Origin of the sequence: Marinicella meishanensis, assembly GCF_019931145.1 — a bacterium.
Classification (GTDB): domain Bacteria; phylum Pseudomonadota; class Gammaproteobacteria; order Xanthomonadales; family Marinicellaceae; genus Marinicella; species Marinicella meishanensis.
This window is the reverse complement of record NZ_JAIOUV010000008.1, coordinates 35178-57788: the sequence shown is the minus strand read 5'-3', so window position 1 is coordinate 57788 and position 22611 is coordinate 35178. Positions and strand designations below refer to the sequence as shown.

21 protein-coding genes are annotated in these 22611 nt (G+C 53.2%); 8 read left to right on the top strand and 13 right to left on the bottom strand.

Annotation, left to right across the window (positions count from 1 at the left end; genetic code table 11):
- Positions 1-64 precede the first annotated feature (64 nt).
- Complete coding sequence (locus K7G70_RS13735) at positions 65-1138, top strand: ribonuclease D (protein ID WP_348525085.1); 1074 nt, start codon at positions 65-67, stop codon at positions 1136-1138.
- Between the two features lie 51 nt (positions 1139-1189).
- On the opposite strand, the gene K7G70_RS13730 is transcribed toward K7G70_RS13735, so the two are convergent.
- The 4 genes from K7G70_RS13730 to K7G70_RS13715 form a co-directional block, all read right to left on the bottom strand.
- Entirely contained in the window at positions 1190-1654 is a 465-nt protein-coding gene (locus K7G70_RS13730) for a hypothetical protein (RefSeq protein ID WP_223789233.1), read from the bottom strand.
- The gene (locus K7G70_RS13725; RefSeq protein ID WP_223789232.1) at positions 1651-2133 is read right to left on the bottom strand and encodes a GNAT family N-acetyltransferase; all 483 of its coding nucleotides are present in this window, start codon (positions 2131-2133) and stop codon (positions 1651-1653) included. The genes K7G70_RS13730 and K7G70_RS13725 overlap by 4 nt, the downstream gene beginning before the upstream one ends.
- 7 nt (positions 2134-2140) lie before the next feature.
- Positions 2141-2917 (bottom strand): Bax inhibitor-1/YccA family protein, encoded by a 777-nt coding sequence (locus K7G70_RS13720; RefSeq protein WP_223789231.1) that lies wholly within the window; start codon positions 2915-2917, stop codon positions 2141-2143.
- Positions 2918-3140: 223 nt separating this feature from the next.
- Positions 3141-4238: a prephenate dehydrogenase/arogenate dehydrogenase family protein gene (locus tag K7G70_RS13715; protein WP_223789230.1), complete on the bottom strand. Its 1098-nt coding sequence runs from the start codon at positions 4236-4238 to the stop codon at positions 3141-3143.
- An 80-nt stretch (positions 4239-4318) separates the two neighbouring features.
- Between K7G70_RS13715 and K7G70_RS13710 the strand changes: the two genes are divergently transcribed.
- Positions 4319-5020, top strand: a complete 702-nt coding sequence (locus K7G70_RS13710; RefSeq protein WP_223789229.1) for a CsgG/HfaB family protein — start codon at positions 4319-4321, stop codon at positions 5018-5020.
- A 75-nt stretch (positions 5021-5095) separates the two neighbouring features.
- Here K7G70_RS13710 and K7G70_RS13705 read toward each other — a convergent pair whose 3' ends face one another.
- Positions 5096-5629, bottom strand: a complete 534-nt coding sequence (locus tag K7G70_RS13705) for a fasciclin domain-containing protein (RefSeq protein ID WP_488801385.1) — start codon at positions 5627-5629, stop codon at positions 5096-5098.
- A 175-nt stretch (positions 5630-5804) separates the two neighbouring features.
- Here K7G70_RS13705 and K7G70_RS13700 point away from each other — a divergent pair, with 175 nt between their 5' ends.
- Positions 5805-6350 (top strand): CIA30 family protein, encoded by a 546-nt coding sequence (locus K7G70_RS13700; protein ID WP_223789227.1) that lies wholly within the window; start codon positions 5805-5807, stop codon positions 6348-6350.
- Between the two features lie 57 nt (positions 6351-6407).
- On the top strand, positions 6408-7064 hold the full coding sequence (locus K7G70_RS13695) for a hypothetical protein (protein ID WP_223789226.1): 657 nt from the start codon (positions 6408-6410) through the stop codon (positions 7062-7064).
- A gap of 54 nt (positions 7065-7118) precedes the next feature.
- On the opposite strand, the gene lpdA is transcribed toward K7G70_RS13695, so the two are convergent.
- Genes lpdA through K7G70_RS13680 form a run of 3 tightly spaced genes read right to left on the bottom strand, consistent with a single transcriptional unit; the run spans position 7119 to position 12589 of the window.
- The gene (gene lpdA, locus K7G70_RS13690) at positions 7119-8540 is read right to left on the bottom strand and encodes a dihydrolipoyl dehydrogenase (RefSeq protein ID WP_223789225.1); all 1422 of its coding nucleotides are present in this window, start codon (positions 8538-8540) and stop codon (positions 7119-7121) included.
- A gap of 13 nt (positions 8541-8553) precedes the next feature.
- Positions 8554-9750 carry a dihydrolipoyllysine-residue succinyltransferase gene (gene sucB, locus K7G70_RS13685; RefSeq protein ID WP_223789224.1) on the bottom strand — a complete coding sequence of 399 codons (1197 nt, stop codon included), beginning with the start codon at positions 9748-9750 and terminating at the stop codon, positions 8554-8556.
- Between the two features lie 7 nt (positions 9751-9757).
- A complete protein-coding gene (locus K7G70_RS13680; protein WP_223789223.1) occupies positions 9758-12589 on the bottom strand; it encodes a 2-oxoglutarate dehydrogenase E1 component in 2832 nt (943 codons plus the stop codon).
- Between the two features lie 193 nt (positions 12590-12782).
- Between K7G70_RS13680 and K7G70_RS13675 the strand changes: the two genes are divergently transcribed.
- On the top strand, positions 12783-14492 hold the full coding sequence (locus K7G70_RS13675) for a GGDEF domain-containing protein (protein ID WP_223789222.1): 1710 nt from the start codon (positions 12783-12785) through the stop codon (positions 14490-14492).
- 30 nt (positions 14493-14522) lie between these two features.
- Here K7G70_RS13675 and K7G70_RS13670 read toward each other — a convergent pair whose 3' ends face one another.
- From K7G70_RS13670 to K7G70_RS13660, 3 genes are read right to left on the bottom strand one after another with little or no spacing between them, the layout of a single operon-like run.
- A complete protein-coding gene (locus K7G70_RS13670) occupies positions 14523-15785 on the bottom strand; it encodes a Y-family DNA polymerase (RefSeq protein ID WP_223789221.1) in 1263 nt (420 codons plus the stop codon).
- Entirely contained in the window at positions 15782-16471 is a 690-nt protein-coding gene (locus K7G70_RS13665; RefSeq protein WP_223789220.1) for a hypothetical protein, read from the bottom strand. Before K7G70_RS13665 ends, K7G70_RS13670 begins: the two co-directional genes overlap by 4 nt.
- Complete coding sequence (locus K7G70_RS13660; RefSeq protein WP_223789219.1) at positions 16468-17124, bottom strand: SOS response-associated peptidase family protein; 657 nt, start codon at positions 17122-17124, stop codon at positions 16468-16470. The genes K7G70_RS13665 and K7G70_RS13660 overlap by 4 nt, the downstream gene beginning before the upstream one ends.
- Before the next feature lie 125 nt (positions 17125-17249).
- Between K7G70_RS13660 and K7G70_RS13655 the strand changes: the two genes are divergently transcribed.
- Positions 17250-17624 carry a hypothetical protein gene (locus K7G70_RS13655; RefSeq protein WP_223789218.1) on the top strand — a complete coding sequence of 125 codons (375 nt, stop codon included), beginning with the start codon at positions 17250-17252 and terminating at the stop codon, positions 17622-17624.
- Positions 17625-18120: 496 nt separating this feature from the next.
- On the opposite strand, the gene K7G70_RS13650 is transcribed toward K7G70_RS13655, so the two are convergent.
- Positions 18121-18987: a response regulator transcription factor gene (locus K7G70_RS13650; RefSeq protein ID WP_223789217.1), complete on the bottom strand. Its 867-nt coding sequence runs from the start codon at positions 18985-18987 to the stop codon at positions 18121-18123.
- On the bottom strand, positions 18974-20506 hold the full coding sequence (locus K7G70_RS13645; protein ID WP_223789216.1) for an ATP-binding response regulator: 1533 nt from the start codon (positions 20504-20506) through the stop codon (positions 18974-18976). The genes K7G70_RS13650 and K7G70_RS13645 overlap by 14 nt, the downstream gene beginning before the upstream one ends.
- 195 nt (positions 20507-20701) lie before the next feature.
- Between K7G70_RS13645 and K7G70_RS13640 the strand changes: the two genes are divergently transcribed.
- Together K7G70_RS13640 and K7G70_RS13635 are read left to right on the top strand one after the other, a co-directional pair.
- Positions 20702-21313 carry a hypothetical protein gene (locus K7G70_RS13640; protein ID WP_223789215.1) on the top strand — a complete coding sequence of 204 codons (612 nt, stop codon included), beginning with the start codon at positions 20702-20704 and terminating at the stop codon, positions 21311-21313.
- Positions 21314-21491: 178 nt separating this feature from the next.
- Positions 21492-22607, top strand: coding sequence for an OmpA family protein (locus K7G70_RS13635; protein WP_223789214.1), 1116 nt, complete (start codon positions 21492-21494; stop codon positions 22605-22607).
- Positions 22608-22611: the final 4 nt, after the last annotated feature.

The following is a 22611-nucleotide window of genomic DNA, read 5'->3' as shown; positions in this document are numbered from 1 at the left end:
GGCTGCGGAGGGTTTTTTTGTTGCATGTTGGCAAGCAGAACATACAATGAGAACCAATAGGTAGATGAAGGAACGTGAGTACATGTCCAAGATTTTAGCAAATTTTGTTTGGATAGATGAGCCCGATGCGGCACTAAATTTGGTGGCAAAATTAAGCCCTGACAGTGATTATGCCGTGGACACGGAGTTTGAACGCAGCCGCACCTTTTATTTGAACCCGGCGTTGTTGCAAATCAGCTGTCAAGGGGTGATTTATTTGGTGGACATTGCCATACCCAAAGTGGCCGAAACGGTGTTGTCGGCCATCCAAGGGCTGGTGCTGCATGCCGGTTCTGAAGATTTGGAGTTGTGGCATCAAGTGACCCGCGTCAAACCCCAACGGGTGTATGATACCCAGGTGGCAGCGGCCTTGTGTGGCCATGCTTTGCACACCTCATACTTGAATCTGGTACAGGACATGATGGGGGTGGAGTTGGACAAAGCCATGAGCCGATCTGATTGGTTGGCCCGGCCCTTGAGTGATCAACAGTTGCAATATGCGGTGGAAGACATCATTTATTTGGATGAATTCAAAACCCGCTTGAGCGAAACCATGCAAGAACGGGGGATGGAAGGTTTGTTTGCGGTGCTGATGCAACAATTGTTGGACCAACTGGGTCAAGACAGTTACCTGGAAAAACAGCACCAAAAACTGGTCAAGTCGGAACGCTTGAATCACCGCCAACAACAACAGTTGTGGGGCATCTTGCATTGGCGTGACCAATTGGCCCAACGGCGCAACAAACCGCGCAATTGGATCTTGAACCCCCAACAAATGATCGCGGTGATCAAACAGGCGCAGCAATTTGAAGACCTGTTTCGCTTGGGCTTACACCCCAAATTCATCAAACTCAATGGCCGCAGCCTCATACAAGCGATGTCCAATCAGGATGGCCTGAATTTACCGCCGCTGCCCACCCCGGTTAAGTTAAACAAATCCCAGGGGGTCCATTTCAATGCCATGAAACAAAGGCTGGGACAAGTGACTGACCGTTTGGGCATTGAACCCTCACTGATCGTCAACATCAAAGACTTGAAAAAATTGGCCTTCGAAGGCAAGGAGCTGGCCGATTTACCAACCTGGCAAGCCATTCAATAAGCCTAAAAAAATCCTGAAAACGAGCCTTGATGGCCAACTGTGACAGCGGATTTATTCGGTGCCTTTGGTGGGACAGGGTTTGAACACGCAGTTTTTGTAAGGGTCACGACCGACGTAAGTCCCGTCAGGGCATTGTTTGACATCCTGGGTGCACATCATTGGCGGATCGTTTTTGATGCCTTCAGGTTTGTTGCCGGCTGGTTGGGTGGCCGGGCAAGGAGCGAATTCGCATTGGGCGCTTTGGTCCCGATAGACGAAGCTGCCATCTGGACATTGTTTCATGTCTTCTGGACAGGCCGTGACCTTCAAGGGTTCTGGGCAGGCAAAAAACTCACAATTATTGGCCCCATCACGGCCCACGGATTGCCCGTCTGGACAGACTTTCAAGTCTTTGGTGCAGGGTTTGGTGTTTGGGGTAGCGGTGACGGAGTCGTTATTGGTGGTGGTTTTATCGGCCGCCGGTTGTTGACAAGCGGTCAACAGCAACAAGCTGGCCCAAAGGGTCCATTGTTTCATAATTTCTTTTCCCAAAACATGGCCGCACCATTCTGGTCGTCCAGTTTATATTGCTCAAAACCATATTTCTCATAGGCCGATTGGGCGATGGAATTGCCTTCCAACACTTCCAAAGTGAGTTTACAGCAGCCCTTGTGGTTGGCGATTTGTTCCACCCGGTCAAACATTTTGCGGCTGATGCCCATGCGCCGGTACTCACTGGCCACCACCACGTCATGGATGTTGATCAACGGCCGACAGGCAAAGGTGGAAAAGCCTTCAAAACAATTGGTCAAACCGGCTGGTTGGCCATCCACATAAGCGATCAGGCTGAAGGCGTCGTTGCGCTTGGCCAGTTCTGGCACCAGGTTTTGTGCGGTGAAATCGCTCAAGGCGACGCCACCGCCCATGGGGTCGGTGGCGTAACAGTCCAACAGCTCAATCATGTGATGGGCATGTTGGGGGTTGCTGTAATCAACTTGAACGATTTCGACGGTCATCGCCAGATCAGTCGTTTTGGAAGCGGGCCAACAAACGCAACAGTTCGATGTACAGCCACACCAAGGTGACCATCAAACCGAAGGCGCCGTACCACTCCATGTATTTGGGCGTGTTTTGCTCCGAGGCGCGCTCAATGAAATCGAAATCAAGCACCAGGCTCAAAGCCGCGATGCCCACAATCACCAGGTTCAAACCAATGTTGAACAGGCTGTTGTTGCCGATCTCGAAGTAGCTGGGTGCGGCGCCGAAGAAACTGGCTATGAAGCTGACCACATAAAACACCATGATGCCCAGAATGGCGAATGTCATGATTTTTTTGAAGGTGCCGGTGACTTTGATGATGCCGGTGCGGTAACAAAACAGCATGGCGAACATCACCGCCAAGGTCAAGCCCAGGGCTTGCACCACCAAGCCAGGAAAACGCATTTCAAACACCGCTGAAATGGCGCCGACAAACAAGCCCTCCAAAGCGGCCACAATCGGCGCACCGATGGGGGCTGTGTGGGGTTTGAAAGAGACCACCAAGCTGGCGATCAAGGCGCCAATGACGCCGGTGATGGCCAAGCCATAACCCAATGATGGGTTGGTCAGGATGGTGTTCCAGGAAAAGGCGCTCACCGCCACCACAATGGCCAGTAAAATGCCGGTTTTATTAATGGTGCCGTTAACGGTCATGCGTTGTGAGTCGTCAACGATAAACTCATCCACGGGTCCCAAGCTCATGGCCTGTTGTTCCATTTGTGCCATCGCCGGATTGGATGATTTCATGTCTTTAAAATTCATATTTTGTTCCTCAGTTAAATGAATGTTGTGGGTCTATGATTATAACAATTTATGGGCAAAATCCTCAAGTGATTCACCCCGCACCCGTGAACAGTCTCTTCAGGGATCACCCCATTAATATGGTATCACAGCCCTGGTCAATCAATGGACAAAGGTCATGTTTTTTGTTCTGGGTGTAACCCTGGGCGAAGATCTGCGTTAATGGGGTATGAGCTTGGCAACATCACGACCTTTGATTCATGTAGTTCTTGGCTTGGGTCATGATGTTGATGAAAGCACCTTGGTTGTCTTGATGGATCAGTTGCATGATTCTTTGCACCGCATCGGACAAGGCATTGAGGGTGGTTGGGCTGTAATGATTCAATTTTTGAATTTCATAATACAGCTTGGGATTTTCATTGACCACGTTACTGGCGATCCCCAACTGCGCATCGAAGGTGGTACTGGACAGCCGCGCCAGCAGTTCCGCGGCTTCCCCTGATTCACTCAGGACCGTCATGAAGGCAATGTTGAGCACATGCGACAAACCAAGCACATAAGCAATGAGGCGGTCATGATCTTCAAACTTCATGTCGATCCGTTCTGCCATGGTCGGTTGAAACAGCTGTTTGACCTGATTGACCGCTTCTTCATTGCCCAAGTCGATGAATATCACGTGCTTGCCAGACAGCAGTTGGATGTCGGGACCAAACATGGGATGAATCGACACCACCTGACAACCGGTGTCGGCCAGCTGCCGCAAAGGCAGGCGCAAAGGACTCTTGATGGAGCTGATGTCGAGCACAATGCCTTGGGGTTTGAGCTGGCACAATTGTTGGATGATCTCGGCACTCTTCTGAATCGGGGTGGCAATGATGATGTAATCGTGGTTCAACTCAATGGCACCGATGTCGGCCACGAAATTTTGTTGATCACTCAAGGGCGCCAGATCATTGATGAATACATCAAAGTCCTGTGAGCGCAAGAAGTGGGCAAACCATTGGCCCATTTTGCCGTTACCGCCAATGATCAGGGCCGATTTGTTGCTGCCGTAGGTGGATTTTTTGACTTTCTGAATCTCTTGTTTGCTCAAAGAGGTTTCAATCACCAGCTCGAAAATTTGTTGCGCGATCTCCGGATCCAGGCCATGCTCAGTGGCGTGGTGCCTGACTTTGTCGATGACCTGTTTTTCCCTTTGGTAATCTCGGGTCGGTGAATTTGTGTCCAATTTCACGTTTCCGATTTGTTCGACATTAAACTGACGTTCAGCAATCAGCGCTATAATTTGACCATCGATTTCATCCAGTTTGCGGCGCAATTGATCAAGATTTTTAAGATCCATGATTGATTGTCAGTAAAAATAGGAGTAGATTGTTACAGTATATGAGTTTTTTATCAATTATTTTATCTGGGAGAAGAGCAATGAAAAAATTACTTATGGTCTTGGCAGCCTTGATGGTGTCAGGCGCCGGTATGGCAAAAGACCGGGCCGTGGTCGCGGTGTTGGATTTCACCAACGAAACCCGAGCCCATTGGTGGCAGACTGACGTCGGTCGCGAATTGGGCGGCATGCTGGCCAACGAGCTGGTTTCCACCGGTGCTTTTAAAGTGGTCGAAAGACAAAAATTAGACAGCGTGTTGGGCGAACAAGACTTGGGCGCTTCAGGACGGGTGTCCAAATCCACCGCCGCTAAAATGGGCCAAGTCACCGGTGCACAATACCTGATCACAGGAAACGTGGCGGCCTATGAAGAAAACACCTCCGGTGGTGGTGGCGGCATCAGCATCAAGGGCATTTCTTTGGGTGGCAAAAGCAACAAAGCGTATCTGGCCATTGACCTGCGTGTGGTCAATGCCACCACTGGCGAAGTTGAATTTGTTCGCACCGTCGAAGGTCACTCCAAAGGGGGCGGCATGAGCGTGGGCTTTTCCCGCAATGGTTTCGGCGGATCTTTGGGTGGTCACAAAAAGACCCCAGCCGGTAAAGCCATCCGTGCGGCGTTGATCGAAGCCACCGATTACCTGGCATGTGTGATGTATGACCAAGACAGCTGTGTCAAAGAGTACCGCGACAAAGAAAGAAGTCGTCGTGATAAGTCCAAATCATCGCTGAAACTGGATTGATCAGAAATCAATACACAAACAAAAAAGGCCGGATGTGATTCCGGCCTTTTTTTGGTCAAATTTTTACTCGATGGATTACGAGTTTGAAGGGGGCAAAATCACGGTGTCAATCACGTGAATAACGCCATTGCTGGTGCCGATGTCGGTGGTCACCACGTTGCTGTTGCCATTCAATACCACGCCACCATTCTCAACGGCGATGGTCACGTCGCTGCCTTGTACGGTGGTGGCTGAGTTCAAGTTCACCACGTCTTTGGCTTTCACTTTGCCTGACACCACGTGGTAGGTCAAAATGGCCGCCAATTGGTCTTTGTTTTCTGGTTTCAACAGGTTTTCCAAAGTGCCGGCTGGCAATTTGGCAAATGCCTCATCGGTTGGGGCAAACACAGTGAATGGGCCGTCACCTTTCAAGGTGTCTACCAAGCCTGCGGCTTTAACGGCGGCCACCAGGGTAGTGAAAGAGCCGGCTGACACGGCAGTTTCTACGATGTCATTTTTGGCGATGTCTTTGCTTTTCTTCTTGTAGCTGCCACCAGCCATGGCAGTCATGGCGAATACGGCCATCATGGCAACGGTCAAAAATTTTGTGGTTCTGTTCATGATATTCATTTTTATGTCTCTTAAAGTTTGGGTAAAAAGTCGTTACATCCGAACAATTTCAAATGTGGGATTCATGTTAGGCCGGACCCTGTCAATGGGGTGTGAGTGGGCAGCGAAAGTTGGTTCACGCTGAATTCACGGTTTGGAAGTCATCTTGGGGTCTTTTATTGAGGCAGAGCAAAACATGAACTTACATGTGATGTTGATGATGGTGCTGGGTGGCGCCGATCATACCCCGGCCAGCTTTTCATTTGATCAGTTACAAGATCAGCAATACCTGATCATCAATGATGGCGTCATGGGCGGCGTTTCCAGCAGCCGCCTGGACCGCACTGCGCAGGCGCTGCAATTCAGTGGCTCCGTGTCATTGGACAACAATGGTGGCTTTGCTTCGGTGCGCATGGTTTGGCCGTTTATCGAGCAGTCATGGCAACAAGATCCATCAGTGCTGGTGCTGACAGTCAAAGGTGATGGGAGGCGTTACCAATTCAGGCTGCGCACCAACCGGGGGTTCGATGGGGCCGCCTACACCCAGTCATTCAACACCTTGGCTGGACAGACACAGAGCATATATCTGCCAGTGGACCAATTCATACCCACCTTTCGCGGGCGGGTGTTGCGCGACATGCCGCCATTGCGGTTGGTAGATGTGCAGCAAATGGGGGTGCTGGTGGCCGATCAACAGGTTGGCGCGTTCAGCATCGAGTTGAAACAACTGACCGTGGAATGACAGCGTCCTGTCGCAGCTGAGTGGGTGGCGGCCTTGTGACCTGCTAAACTACCGCCCATGCAACCTTATTTGAATACGTGTCGTTTGATCGGTGTCTTGGCGCTGGTTTTGAGCGTCCATACCCATGCCGACACCGGCCAGGGTCAAACCCGTGAATCCTGTGATGCCGTTCAATGGGTGGGGACCTCATTGGTTCCGGAACGCTTGTTGCCAGCGATGCAGCACCTCAATCAGGCCTATTGTGCGGACGGCGGTGAACGCCCCATCCAGGTGACCAGCGGTGTGAGAAGTGCGGCCAAACAAGCCCAACTGATGCGCGGGTGTTTGGCCAAACAAGCCTGTGGCTATTATGCCAATCAGCAGGCAGCAGCAGAATTGCAAGCGACTTATGATGCGGCCAAAGGCGACAAGCTGGCGGCCGTGACGCGCACCATCGAAGCCCAGATGGCCCGCCCTGAACCTTGCTACATTTCCAAGCATTTAACCGCTTATGGTCTGGATCTGGAGCGGTGGGACAATGGCCGGGCTGCACACTGCATGGCTGATCTCAGCGGTGATGATTTGATCTTGTCGCAGGTGTTGCAAGCCAGTGCAGCGGTGGCCAATGTGGTCTATCAGGAGGGCAACAGCTGCTCCCATTTTCATGTGAACTTTGTTGGTTGGGATCAAATCCCAGGTTTGCGGCGTTGCCAACCACCCAAAAAGCCGGAATGAGGCCACAAAAAAGGCCGCGTTGCCGGCCTTTTCTTTATGCAGACAATGCTGAAATCAGTTGGCTTTGTGAATGGCGCGTTTGTCAACATTCATGGCCGCTTCAAACACCGCTTCAGACAAAGTTGGATGCGCATGCACGATGCGCGCCAGGTCTTCGGCACAGCCTTTGAATTCCATGGCCACCACACACTCAGACAACAAGTCCGCGGCGTTGGCGGCATAGATGTGCGCGCCCAACAGTTCATCGGTTTCGGCATCGGCGATCAATTTAACCATGCCAGTTGGTTCATTCATGGCCAAGGCCCGGCCGTTGGCGGCGAAAGGAAAGGTGCCGATTTTGTATTCGACGCCGGCTTCTTTCAGCTGTTCTTCGGTTTTGCCGACCCAAGCAATTTCGGGTTCGGTGTAAATCACCCAAGGAATGGTGTTGAAATCAATGTGACCATGCTGGCCAGCGATGCGCTCAACCACGGCTGAGGCTTCTTCAGACCCTTTGTGGGCCAACATCGGCCCACGCACCACATCACCCACGGCCCACACATTGGGCACCGAGGTGCGGCATTCATCATCGACATCAATTTGTCCGCGATCGGTCAACTGCACCCCACAATCATCGCTGAGCAAGCCCGAAGTTTCGGCTTTGCGGCCGACGGCAACCAGCAACTTGTCATAGGTGGCGGTGGTTTGTTCGCCATTCTTCTCATACACCACCTCAACTTGGCCGTTTTTGACCGTGGCTGATTTGACGAAGGTCGACAGGTGGATGTCCAGGCCTTGTTTCTTGAATTCACGGGCGGCCATTTTGGCGATGGTTTGGTCACAGGCGGCCAGGAAAGTGTCCATGGCTTCAAACACGGTGACTTCAGCACCCAAGCGGTTCCACACACTGCCCAGTTCCAAGCCAATCACCCCGGCACCAATCACACCCAGTTTCTTCGGCACTTGGTTCACATCCAAACCACCGGCGTTGTCCAAGATGTGCTCATTGTCGATCTCGACATTGGGGATGCTGATGGGCACCGAGCCACTGGCCAGGATGATGTGTTCACCTTGGACGATTTCGCTGCCGTCTTCGTTGGTGATTTCCACCTGACGGTCTTTCAACAGCTTGCCGCTGCCGGCTTTGTATTTGACTTTGTTGGCTTTGAACAGTTGGCCAATGCCGCCGGTCAATTGTTTGACGATTTTGTCTTTGCGGCCAATCATGGTGGGCACGTCAATCGCGGCGTTGTCAAAGGAAATGCCGTGCACGTCATAGTGCTTGGTCATTTGCTCATAATGCTTGGAGGAGTCGAGCAAGGCTTTGGACGGGATGCAGCCCACATTCAAGCAGGTGCCGCCCAGAGAATACTTGCCGTCTTTGCCTTTGAAACGATCAATGCACAAGGTGTTGAAACCCATTTGTGCCGCGCGGATGGCGCCCACGTAGCCAGCAGGTCCACCGCCGATCACAATCACGTCATATTTTTCAGTCATTTCTCAAGGCTCCTTATAAGTTCAACAGCATGCGGGCCGGATCTTCCAGCATTTCTTTGACCGCCACCAGGAACAACACGGCGTCTTTGCCGTCAATGATGCGGTGGTCATAGGTCAAGGCCAGGTACATCATCGGGCGCACCACGATTTCGCCGTTGACCACCACCGGCCGTTCTTTGATGGTGTGCATGCCCAAGATGGCACTTTGTGGCATGTTCAAAATGGGCGTTGACATCAACGAACCAAAGGTACCGCCGTTGGTGATGGTAAAGGTACCACCGGTCAAGTCATCCATGGTCAGTTTGCCGGCATTACCGGCCACCGCGAAATCACGGATGCTCGCATCGATGTCGGCCAAACCCATGGCATTGGTGTTTTTCAACACCGGCACCACCAGACCACGGTCGGTGGCCACGGCGATGCCGATGTTTTGTTGTTTGTGGTAGACCACATCGCTGCCTTCCACTGAGGCGTTTATGATGGGGAATTGTTTCAAGGCTTCGGTGGCGGCCTTGACGAAGAAACTCATCAACCCCAGCTTGATGCCATGTTTCTGAATGAATTCCTCTTTGTATTTGCGGCGGATGTCCATCACGGCTTTCAGGTCGACTTCATTGAATGAGGTCAACATGGCCGCAGTGGATTGGGCTTCGACCATGCGATCGGCGATTTTTTGGCGCAAGCGACTCATGGGCACGCGTTCTTCCATTGGGGTGTTGGCCACCGCCTGGACGTCGGGTTTGGTGATGCGACCACCGCGACCCGTGCCTGAGACTTGGGCGGCATCGATGTTGTTCTCGTGCATCATTTTGCGTGCCGCCGGACCGGCTGAACCGGTGTTGACGTCACCTTGGGGGGCGTCTTTCATGGTGCTTTCGTCAGACGAGCTGCCAGCATCGGCATTGGTCGCTGGCTTGGCGCCGCCTGTGGCTTTGGGTGCCACCGATTCTTCGGCTTTGTCGGCCGGAATTTCGCCTTCTTTGACCACGCCCAACACTTGGTTGGCTTCCACCACATCTCCGGTTTCCACGGCAATGGATTCCAACACACCATCGGCTGGGGCAGGCACTTCCAGCACCACTTTATCGGTCTCTAAATCAACCAGGTTTTCATCGCGTTTGACGAAATCACCGGGTTGCTTGTACCAAGTGGCCACCGTGGCGTCGGTGACAGATTCAGGTAAAACGGGCACTTTGACATCAATGCTCATACTTCTTTTACTCCGCGTCTATGGCCGATCCATGTTCCCCATGGATGGCATCTTTGACTAATTGTTGTTGTTCTTTGAGGTGGACTTGCAAGGCGCCAACAGCTGGGGAAGGGGACCCTTTGCGTCCGGCATAATACAGCGGGAAGCGGTCAGCGATGCAATGTTGTAAATGGTGTCTGATTTGGAACCAGGCACCTTGGTTGATCGGTTCTTCTTGGCACCAAATGACATCTTTGGCGTTCGGGTAGCGGTCGATTTGTGCGGTCAGCGCCCGCCGTGGAAACGGATACAATTGTTCCACCCGGGCCAGCGCAATGTGCTCATTGTTCTGTTCGGTCAACTGCTCCAACAAATCGTAGTAAACCTTGCCGGAACAGAAGATGATGCGCTTGACGTCTTTGGGTTTGACCCGACGATCTGGGATCACGGTCTGGAACTGGCCTTCGGTCAGTTGTTCTTTGGTGGAGGTGGCCAGTTTGTGCCGCAACAAACTCTTGGGCGTCATCACAATCAGTGGTTTTCTGGCTTTGCGCAGCATCTGCCGGCGAATCATGTGGAACGTCTGGGCTGGGGTGGAGGGCATGCAGACCTGCATGTTGTTCACCGCACACAGTTGCAAAAAGCGTTCCAAGCGGGCCGAGGAATGTTCCGGGCCCTGACCTTCAAAACCATGGGGCAAGAACATCACCAAGCCGCTCAAGCGGCCCCATTTGGCCTCACCGGATGAAATGAATTGGTCAATCACCACTTGCGCGCCGTTGACGAAATCACCGAATTGGGCTTCCCAGATCACCAGCGAACGGGGCTCGGTGGTGGCATAACCGTATTCAAAGGCCAACACCGCCTCTTCAGACAGCACCGAATTGATGATGTCGATTTTATTCTTGTCGGTTTCCAGTTGGCTCAGTGGCGTGAAGTTCTCGTTGTGATCGACGTTGTGGATCACGGCGTGGCGGTGGAAAAAAGTGCCGCGCTGCGAGTCTTGGCCATCCAGTCGAATTTGAAAACCTTCGTCCAAAATGCTGGCATAGGCCATGGTCTCAGCCATACCCCAATCCATGCGGGCTTCGCCTTTGAGCATTTTGATGCGGTCTTGGTTGATTTTGTTGACCCGCGGATGGGGTTTCAAATCGGCTGGCAAGCTGGTGATGATTTCACCGTATTGGTCGAACTGTTCCTGGGTGATGGTGGTGTTGACCTGTTCGGTCAATTCACCTTCGATATAAGGGGTCCAGTCCACCGCGAATTTGTCGTTGTTGTGGGTCGGGCCAAATTCAACGATGTCTTCTTTGTTGTCCAAACGCTGGCGGTAGTCATCGATCATGTCACGCGCCTGTTGCGCATTGATCACCCCAGCGGCTTCAAGTCGATCGGCGTAAATTTCTCGTGGTGAGGGATGCGCCTTGATCAATTTGTACATGTGCGGTTGGGTGGCGGCCGGTTCATCGGCTTCGTTGTGCCCATGTTTGCGGTAACACACCAGGTCAATCACCACATCAACCCCAAAGGTGCGGCGGTAATCGGCCGCCACTTGAGTGGCAAACACCACCGCTTCGGGATCGTCGCCATTGACGTGGAAAATCGGGGCTTGCACCATTTTCGCCACTTCGGTGCAGTACAGGCCGGCTTTCTTGTCCAAGGCATGGGTGGTGGTGAAACCGATTTGGTTGTTGACCACCACGTGGATGGTGCCACCGACGTCATAACCTTCTACCATGGCCATGTTGAACAGTTCCATGTTGACGCCTTGCCCTTCAAAAGCGGCATCGCCGTGAATCAACACCGGCACCACCACATTTTTTTCGGTGTCATCGCGACGGACTTGGCGGGCCCGCACCGAGCCCAGCACCACCGGGTTGATGATTTCCAGGTGTGACGGGTTGAAGGCCATGGCCAAATGCACGTCGCCACCGGGGGTGGGCACGTCCGATGAATAGCCTTTGTGGTATTTCACATCGCCGGAATTGATGTTGTCCAATTCGTCGGCTTTGACGCCATCGAACTCGTCAAACAGTTCGGCCGGTGATTTGCCCAAAATATTGACCAACATGTTGAGGCGGCCGCGGTGGGCCATGCCAATCACCAGTTCTTTGGTTTTTTGTGCCCCCACGTGCTGAATCAAGAACGCCATCTGTGGGATCAAGGCATCGCCGCCTTCCAATGAAAAGCGCTTTTGACCGACGTATTTGGTGTGCAGGTAACGCTCCATGCCTTCGGCCTTGGTCAGGCAGGACAGCATGTGCAGTTTGTCTTCGTCATCAAATGGGAAGGCACCGGCCGGTTTCTCCAAGCGCTGTTGCAACCACTCGCGCTTGTTGATGTCGGTGATGTGCATGTATTCGGCACCGATGTGTTGGCAATAGACACTTTCCAGGGTTTGGATGATGTCTTGCAATTTCATGCGGTCAGGCGCCACCAATGAACCGGTGTTGAATTCGGTGTTCAGGTCACTGTCGTTCAGGCCATGAAAAGCCAGGGTCAAATCGGGGGTGTCGGGTCTTTGGGCGTATTTGATTGGATCCAGATCGGCTTTTTGGTGGCCCCGCAAGCGATAGGAGTTGATCAAGCGCAGCACCGCTGCTTGTTTTTGTGCGTGGGCGGCATCGGCCGATTCGGCGCCACTGCCAGGCGGCAGTTGTGCGGCCTGAGCAAACTGCTCAATGATGGGTAAATGACGCACATCGGGCTGCTCGCCGTCAAACTGTTTGAACAAGGCTTGCAGTTCCGGGGTGACCGCTTCAGGATCCTCTAAGTAAAGGTCGTAATATTGCTCCAACCAGCTTGAATTGGTGCCAAAAAAAGCAGCCGATTGTTGTTTTTCTTTTATCCAGCTTCCCAAGGGATGTCTCGGTGTCAAACTTTGAAAACGCGTATTATACCTGAACCACTGTGGGGTAAAAGGTCAATGCCGGATAAAGGCCAAAAAACCGCCACTTTTTCGTGAACCATGACTCGGTTTGTCCGATCGCGGGTGAGTTGACCGAAAAAGCCATGTATAATTTTAAGGATGGTGTGGTTCAGGAGAGTGGACAATGTGGTTTAAACCCATCAGGCTTTATGTGATCGGCATGATGTTGTTGGCCGCCATTTACTTCGTGTGGGTGGTGGGGGATGCCTTCAGCCTGCCGCCGCTGCTGACCTGGGTTTTGGGTGCCGCCAGCTTGTTGTTGGTGTGGCAGTGTGGTCTGCGCATGCCGTACCTGGGCATGATCTCGATGGAACGTTTGGTGCAGTTTCATTTGTTGCTCACCTTGCCCATATCCGAAGTCATCCTGATCAGCACGGTGGCCAGCATCATCATGCCGTTCATCAACAAATCCTACCGCATGAATTCATACCGCATTGCCTTGCTGCGGGCCGGCAACAACCTGGCGATGAACACCATCATGTTGGTCACCGCGGCGTTGATTTTGGACTGGGGTGTGGACCTGCCGCTGACCCGCTTGGATTGGGTGGCAGTCGAAGTGATCGCTTTGGTGGCGGTGGTCATGCAGGTGATCAACATCGGCATGATTTTCATCTATTTCTCTTTGGACAAGAAGAAGATCAGGAAACTGATGACCCCCGCTTATTTGTTTGCCGATTTGGTGTTTGCCCCAGCAGGGGTGTTGTCGGCCTTGTTGTTCATTCACCCCGACCCGATGGTGTTTTACCTGTTTGCCTTTTTCATGGCGATTTTGTTGATCAGCTTCTACGGCTTCAACCAGCGCGACGCCGCCGATGATTCCCGGGCCTTGAAACAAGGCACCGAATACCCGGCCAGTTATCTCGACATCGGTCATGTCACCGCCGCGATTCAATCGCGCTGTGATCAGTTGTTTGACTGTCAGGCTTTGTTTTTGACTGAGCTCGAGCACCAGTCCAACAAACCACGGTTCCTGCTGCAGCACAACGACACCCGTTTTCCCGAGCTGGCGGATTTTGCCGCCGGTTTTGCCACCACCCAAATGGTTGAACACGGCACCCACGAAGTGCAAGGGCACACCGTGCATTTCATGGCTGCTCGCTTCATTGATCACCAGGGGGTGTTTGCGCAAATGATGCTGGTCAGGATCAACCAAATTCCTTACCTGCACGCCGACTTGAATTTGTTGCGTTTGTTCGTGCAACGCTATCGGCCGGGCCTGTCCTATGCCGTGACCTATGAACGCTTGCGCGAATACAAAGACAATTTGGAGGCCAAGGTTTCGGAGCGCACCCGCCAACTGGAAGCGGTGGACAAGGAGCGCAGTGCACTGGTTTCCGAGTTGAAGAAAATCTCCAACTCGGATGCTTTGACAGGTCTGTACAACCGCCGCTATTTCGATGCCATGATGCAGCACGTGCAAAAGAAACCACCCAAATCCTTGGGGCTGGCGGTGATCGACATCGACCACTTCAAACGCATCAACGACAGCTGCGGTCACGAGGTCGGTGACCAGGTGCTCAAAACCATTGCTCAGTTGATGGAAGCTTGGTCAAAAAACAACCAAACCCTGACCCGCTATGGCGGTGAAGAGTTTGTGGTGGTGACGGTCAATGGCGATTCGGAACAGATCGTTGAACACCACCAACAATTGGTCAGCCAGGTGGCGGCCCATGATTGGTCGAAGTTAACCCCCAAGCAAGCGGTGACCATCAGCATTGGTTTGTGCCAATATCCCGGGCAACCGTTGAGTGATTTGTTTGAACGGGCCGATGCGGCCTTGTACCGGGCCAAAGCCGCAGGCCGCAATCAATTGCAGCTGTGTCAGAGCGATTGATGCCTTGATCGGCCCGCCAACAATGCAGCCTCATGACGCGCCAATGATGTCGTTCCAATCGGTGGTGTAACGCGGCGATTTGCGGTTGGAGTTCATCACCCAGGTCGCCTCGAAACCTTGTGAACCACAGCGCAGCACGTCTTTGCCGTAACGGGCGTTGATCTGGTCCATGACCTGCATGATGGCGTCGTCCTTCGGTTGGTGGCGGTGGAACAGGTCGTATTGCACCACACCCTTGTCACTCAAACCATTGAGCATGATGCCGGCTTTTTTGTACTTGTAGCCGGTCTGGTAGATGCGGTTCAGGGCCTGGGTGGCGGCGGCCTGAAAATCGCAGGTGTTGTCGGTCGGGTAGGGCAGTTCGATGGTCACCGAACGCACGCATTGCCGGTCTTGTTTGGAAAAGGGGTTGGTGCGGATGCCCACGGTGATGGATTTGGCCACCGATTGTTGTGAGCGCAAATCGACACAGGCGCGGGACACGTGGTAACCGATGGCCTCGCGCAACACCGTTTGGGATTCGGTTTTTTCGCCAAAGGAGCGGGTGCAAACGATTTGTTTTTTCTTCTCGGCCACCTCGTTCAATTCCAGACAGCTGACCCCGCGCAATTCCATCAGGGTGCGCTCGACCACCACGCTGAAACGTTTGCGGATCCACTTGCGCTCGGCGTCGCGCAATTGCAAGGCGGTGGTGATGCCCAGCTTGGCCAAATGTTCGGTGTGTTTGCGGCCGATGCCCCAGATTTCATTGACCGGCAGGATCTCCAGCGCGTTTTTCAAATTGTACTCGCTGAACAGTGTCAACACGCCACCGGCCACCGACAGGGACTTGGCGTAGTGGTTGGCGATTTTGCACAGGGTTTTGGTCGGTGCCAGGCCGACGCACACCGGCAGACCCAAACCGCGTTTGATGTCCTGCACCATCTGCCGCATGTAGGCGCCGAGGTTGCCGCGGTGCTCTTGGCCATCGAGCTGAAAAAACATCTCGTCACAGGAGTACTTCTCGATGTTCGGTGTGTATTTCTCGATCATCGCCTCAAAGCGGTGCGACATGTCGGCGTACAGGCTGTAGTTGGAACTGAACACCGCGAAGTTGTGCTGTTTGACCAGGTGCTGGATCTGGTGCAAGGGCGCACCCATCTTCACCCCCAAGGCCTTGACTTCATTGGAACGGGCCACCGCGCAGCCGTCGTTGTTGGACAACACAATCACCGGCCGCCCATTGAGCCTGGGATCAAACGACCGCTCGCAAGACACATAGAAATTATTGACATCACACAGGCCGAAGATCATGGGCAGAACACCTCGGCTGTGAGGGTCACCCAGTATGTTTCCTGGTAATCAGGTTTTTGGCGGGTGGTGTGGGTTTTGCGGTCCTGTTTGACAAAGAATTTGACTGGTGTGTTTTTACCACAGAGGCTGTTTGCCTGGTCCTGAATACCTTGTTCGAGCCAAACCTTCACATCATTAACTTCTTGAACAGCTGTATAACGGATGCTGTGGGTGACCATGTGATGTTGGTTTGGCGATTCTTCGGTACGCAATGTGATTTCGGTTTTATCATCACTCAGGACTTTGTTAATGGCTTCCTGATCCAGATAACGGCATCTGAATGAAGCGGTGGCCACTGTACCGCTGGGATACGATTGGAGGTTTTTTTTCTGGTGAACCAGTTCCCAGTGGCTGGCTCCGTGTTTAAGATTGATGAAGTCACGGGTTTCTACCACCCAATCCAAGATGTTTTGATCACCTTGGCACAACTCAATGGCGTGATCTTTGGTTGCTTTTGTCAGGAACGCTGTGAAATCAATTTCAGCCAATTCAATGGTGGTAAAAACCCTTTTTTCTATGGTGTGATAGGGACCGTTTTGTTGCACCTTGGTGTGGATGATGTCATTGCCGTTCATCAAAATGGGGCCAATGGGTCGATGAGCACAAGCAGACAGGGTTAAAATCAATGCCAGAGTAAAGTGCCTCACCGATCCGCTCCGATGTGGATGGCCTCGCCACGCGGGCTCAGGTCGCGGGCGCCGATGGTGGGGGTGGCGATCAGGTCGAACTGAATTTGGTTGGTCAGCAGCGGGCGGAAGGCCTCGGACTCGGTCATGGTTGGGTCCAGCCACATGTCGATCAGGCCTTCGTCATCCACATCCAGCATCAAGGGGATCGACTTTTTGTGGATGTGTTCCAGCTTGGGGTTGCCCGGGCAGGTGATCACCGAGGCGGTGGTCAGCACCTCGTCGCCGACCGGGTATTGTTTGTAGATGCCACCCAAGGCCAGTGCGCCGCGCTCAGAGGTGATGTGGTGGTATTGTTTGTCCTGACCTTCGATGATGCCGCTGGCCGGGATGATACAGCGCGAAGTGCGAAAGGCGCCTTTGGTCAGCGGCGAAGAATAGAGCTTGTCGTAGCGGCTGTTGAAGGTGGCGTATTGGTAGTTGGGTTTGCCGTCGCGACCCAGCAGCAGCCACCATTTGGCCTCTTCCAAGTAGCGGTCATCGGCCCCTTCGGTGACGATCTGGATCATCGAGGCCGGGGTGCGGATGCCACGGGTTTCGACGCTGGGCACGCCCAAGGCTTCGGTGATGGAGTCCGTGAACGGGTTGTTGATGATGTCAAATGCGCCACACATGTTTTTATGGTTGTTGTGTTGTGAAGATGCCCTGGCACGGGACCCACACACGTTTGGGACCCGGATCATCCATCTTATATTTTGTGTTCGCAAAAATCGAGAATTTGTGAAATTTTCACCGAGGAATGTCTCAATCAGTGGGTGCAGGTCACAACAGCCACAAGTTCGCTGAGCTCGTCGAAGTGCAGCCCGAATGTGGCACGTCCTGGTCTGATGGGCGCTTCGACAAGCTCAGCGATCTTAAAAAACAAAAGTACAAGGTGGCTGAGTACTTCGACTGGCTCAGCATACCACCTGTCGAAGTCGCACTGGGCTGCGGTCAAGTTGACAGACACACCATTGCCCCAGGAGCGCCGACTTCAGTCGGCGTTGGGCCGTCAGGCTGGTTTGCCATTCAGGCTGAAAGTGTTCACCTTGACCGGCTGCATGAACGATGGCTGCGGCTTGGCGCCTGGCCATGTCACCGACTGAAGTCGGTGCTCCAGGGGGGCGGTCAGTGAATTCCAATGCCCTGTTTCAACCAATCGTCATCCCGGACTTGATCCGGGATCCAGGTTGGTGGTGTTGAGTTTGCCATGTAAGTCTTCAAAAACACCACCCTGGCGCCGATAAAAGTCGGTGTTCCAGCTCAATAAAAGAGGTCATGGCATCACTGAATTAAATCGCGTCGGTGTGGCGAGGTCCCTCGCCTCCATGGACGGAGGTGTGCCGTGCAAGCAGGACGCGAAAACGGCCGACTGCGCTTGGGATGACATGCTGCTGTTTAAACAACAACCTGGGCTGCATGAATGATGGCTGCGGCTTGGCGCCTGGCCATGTCACCGACTGAAGTCGGTGCTCCAGGGGGCGGTGAGTGAATTCCAATGCCCTGTTTCAACCAATCGTCATCCCGGACTTGATCCGGACGTCATCCCGGACTTGATCTGGACGTCATCCCGGACTTGATCTGGACGTCATCCCGGACTTGATCCGGGATCCAGGTTAAAGGTGTTGGGGTCAATTCAGGGCCACCATGGCTTTGGCGGTGGCGGCGGTGCGGTTGTTGACTTCGAGTTTGCGGTAGATTTGTTCCAGGTGTTTGTTCACGGTGCGTTCGCTGATGTGCAGGATTTGGGCGATTTCCCAATCGGTTTTGCCTTTGGCCACCCAGAACAACACCTCGGCTTCGCGGCGGGTGATTTTCAGTTTGTTTTTCAGGGTTTGGGTTTCCAGCTTGAGGTTGTGGGCTTTGAACTTCAACAGGTGCGACGCATCCGATTGTTGGGACACGTAGGTGATGATCAAAGTGGTCTTCTCGTGCTGAATTTCCAGCGTGTCGTCGTTACCGGCTTGTTTCAGCCAGCTTTGCAGCAGCCCCCGTTCCTTGCTGCTGAAGGTGTCGATGATGGTTTGGGCCTGATCGGTGGTCCAGATCACTTGCCCGGCCGGGTTCACCGCGGCCATGTGCTGGCCGGTGGAATCCAGCGCCAGTTTGGTGCTGTTGGTCAGGCGGGCGTTGTTGATGTGCACCGCGACCCGGGCCAACAGTTCTTCGTGGTTCAGGGGTTTGACCAGATAATCCACCGCGCCGGCCGACAAGCCTTTGACGATGTGTTCGGTTTCACTCAAGCCGGTCATGAAAATGATCGGCATGTCGGGGTGGGACTGTTTCATCAACTCACAGGTGGCGAAACCATCCAGTTCCGGCATCAGCGCGTCCAACAGCACCAGGTGTGGGGCGGTTTTTTGCAGGATGTTCAAGGCCCTGGCGCCGCTGTCGGCAATCAACACGGTGTAATCATGTTCACTGAGTGTCTGATACAACAAACTCAGGTTGTCGGTGTTGTCATCCACCGCCAGGATGATGTGATTAAGTGGTTTCATGCTGAATCAGTTGGCGAAATTGGTTCAAGTTGGCGTGCTGAATCGGTTGCAACAAACGCCGGTGTTCGGCGGCCGAAATCAGCTCGTCAGCATACAAGCGTTGTAAGTGGTTTTCAATGCCTTTGATGTGGCCGATGTCAGCCATGTCATGCAAGGCCACCCAGTGTTCCTGCGGCAGGGACACGGGTTGTTGTGAGGGCGTGGCCAATTGCGGTGATTGATCGTGCCATGACAAGTCCAACAGGCTGTTCAATTGGTTGAGCAAGGCCTCGTATTTGATCGGTTTGGTCAGATAGGCATCGTGTGACTGGTGCTGATTGGATTGCAAGTCCCGTGGATTGGCCGACACCATGAGGATCTTGGTGGTTGGCCGTTGGGACCGCAGCCAGGCGGCCAGTTGCCAGCCATCCATGCCAGGCATGGCCACATCCAACAGGGCCAAATCGATGTCTGGTGGCTGGGTGGGGTGGTTGACCAGCTGTTGAGCGGCCGCGGCATCTGTGGCATGCAGCAAGGTGAAACCCAATGGTTGCAGCATGTCGGCCACCAGCTGGCGGTGGGCCGGTTCATCGTCCACCAGCAACAGCGTTTTGGCTTGACCCTTGGTCAATGGTGCTGGCTCGGTGGTCTGGCTGGCATGGTCGGCAGGTGTGGCCGGTTGGCTTTGGTCGGACAACATGAATTGGCAGCTGAACAAACTGCCTGCGCCTGGGGTGCTGCTGACTTGGATGTCACCACCCAGCAAGTCCACCAACAACTGGGTGATGGTCAGGCCAAGGCCGGTGCCACTGACGCGGCGCTGGGGGTGTTCGATGCGCTCAAAGGGTTTGAAAATGCGGGCCAGGTCACCTTCCTGGATGCCACAACCGCTGTCTTTGATGACAAATGTCACCACTTGGTTGCGGTATTTGACGATGAAGTCAACCTGTCCTTGGTCGGTGAACTTGATCGCATTGGACAACAAGTTGATGAGGATTTGTTGCAGGCGTTTGTGGTCGGTCTTGACCCATTGGGGCAGGTTGCTGGTTTGTTGGTATGTAAAGTCCAGCCCTTTTTGTTCGGCCTGAGCGGTGAACATCAGTCGCAAGTTGGCCAACAGCTCGTGCAGATTGAACCGGTCTTGCTGGACTTTGAGTTTGCCTGACTCGATGGCCGAAAATTCCAAAATGCCTTCAATCAAATGCGCCAAATGCTCGCAATTTTGTCGCATCAGGCGGTATTTTTGATGGTTGGGATCGGCCTCGGTGGCCTGGTTTTCCAACAGCTGCGCATAGCCCATGATCACATTCAAAGGGGTGCGCAATTCATGGGAGATGCCAGACAGGTAGCGGTTTTTCGCTTGGTTGGCCGCTTCGGCATCGGCTTTGGCACTGTCCAGTTGGCGTTGTTCGGCTTGCAATTGGTCCAACAATGCTTGCCGCATGTGGCTGACCTGACGGGTTTTTTTGAGTTGGGTCCACAGCCAGACCAACAGCGCCAAAATGGCACTCAGCAACAGCGTCAGGGCAACGATCATCATGGGCTTTTCCATCATGCGCCTATGTTAACACCTTCCCATGCCGATCTCATGTCGATCTCATGTCGATCTCAGGCCAATCTGTGGGTGTGGTGAACTGCCAAGCCATGAAAAATGTGGCAGTGACCACCGGCTTGGTTTGTTAAGGGGTTATTTACTGGGAGAATGAACATGTGGAAATATGTGTGGATACTGTGGATGGGCGCGTCAACCGCTCAGGAGATGGATGATTTTGGTGATGATCAAGCCTTGTTGATCGAACAATCAGGTGTATCAGGTTCGGTTGAATCTTGGACCGCACTGAATGTCCCTGGTGGGGTGGCTGATTTTCGCCGCTTGAATGTGGATGGTGGTGTGAGCAGTGGACCTGCGGTTGACACCAGTGCAGCTGTTGCTGGTGGTACCTTGTCGGTGGCCTTTGAAATCGATGGCATGGTCACCAACCAAAGTGTTTCAGTCCACTGGAGTGATCACGATGATTTCACTTTTTGGTTGGGTTCTTTTGATGCTTCAGCCTACGAAGCACTGGTATTGGACATGGGTTTGGTCACCAATCCGATATCGGTGACACTCACTTTAAGAGACAAAACCAGCGGGACCCAAGAAACTCAAAACACAGTCATCGACACCTTTGGTATCCATGTGTTTGATCTGGCGGCATTTCAGATTGATCGCAGCAATTTGAATCTAATGGGTATGCGAATCACCCGCGGTTCTGGCATCACTGAAGACATATTGGCCAATTTCAATGCCATCTATTTCTTCGATGATGATGTGATTTTTGCCAGTGATTTTGAGCCATTGGACTGAGCCTAAAGCGGCCAGCAGACAAGGCATCATAATTGGTCATCAGAATGTCATGATTCAGTCATTTTTGCTTGGCAAGATGCGGAATTAAATGAAATGTAAAACACCGTTGCAGACGCTTTTCAGGGATCAGCGGTGTGCTATAATTTCGCTTTGAATTCATTTCGTTAGGAGAGAAACAATGAAAAAGAAACTTTTGGCTGTGTCCATGTCTTTTGTGGCAGGGGCGGCCTTGGCCAATGATTATGATGACCGCTGGATGTTGTCACCCAGTTTGATTTTCACCGCCACTGACAGCGCCAAAAACCTGGAGTCCAACTTCGGTTTGGGTTTGGGTCTGGGCAAGTTCTTGAATGAGAATTGGTCACTTGATTTTGAATTGGACAGCAGCAGTTTCGACGCTGAAGACACCGGTGGTTCGGTGGACCAAACCGGCCTGGGTCTGATGGCCCGCTACCACTTCAGTGAGCCTGGCAGCATGCGCCCCTTTCTGGGCATGGGTGCCGGCTACCTGGACCACAACGGCAGTGGTGCCGCCCGTGGCGTGGACTCTTCTGACTTGATGTTGAACCTGAGTGCTGGTTTGCGCAAAAGCATCACCGATCGCGTGGGTTTCATCACCGAAGTCAAATACCGTCTGGATACCGATGATTATGTTGGAACCAACAGCAGCTATGATGACTACCTGTTCAGCATGGGCCTGAACATCGCCTTGGGTGCCGCCTCCGAAGCCCCTGCAGCCGAGCCGCTGGTTGAGCCAGCGCCGCAGTTGGACTCGGATGGTGATGGTGTCAGTGACCAAAATGACCGGTGTCCCGACACCCCAGCAGGGATGGCTGTGGATGCGTATGGCTGCCATGACGGTGATGACGACAACGATGGCGTGATGAACTCCAAAGACCAATGCCCCAACACCCGTGCCGGTGCCACCGTGGACGAAAATGGTTGTGAAGTGCAGGTGGTGATTGAGCTGCAAGGGGTGCATTTCGATGTCGACAAAGCGACTTTGCGTCCTGAGTCGATCGCGATTTTGGATGCCGCGGTCAAAACCATGGGTGAACACGGCACCATCGTGGTTGAAGTGGCTGGTCACACCGACTCAACCGCTTCGGAAGCATACAATCAGAAACTGTCCGAGCGCCGGGCCAAAGTGGTGTATAACTACTTGGTCGACAAAGGCGTGGCGGCAGAGCGCATGACTTGGAAAGGCTATGGTGAATTGAGTCCGATTGCGACCAATGACACCGAAGAAGGCCGGGCCAAGAACCGCCGCACTGAGTTGGTCATCCAAGACTGATTCA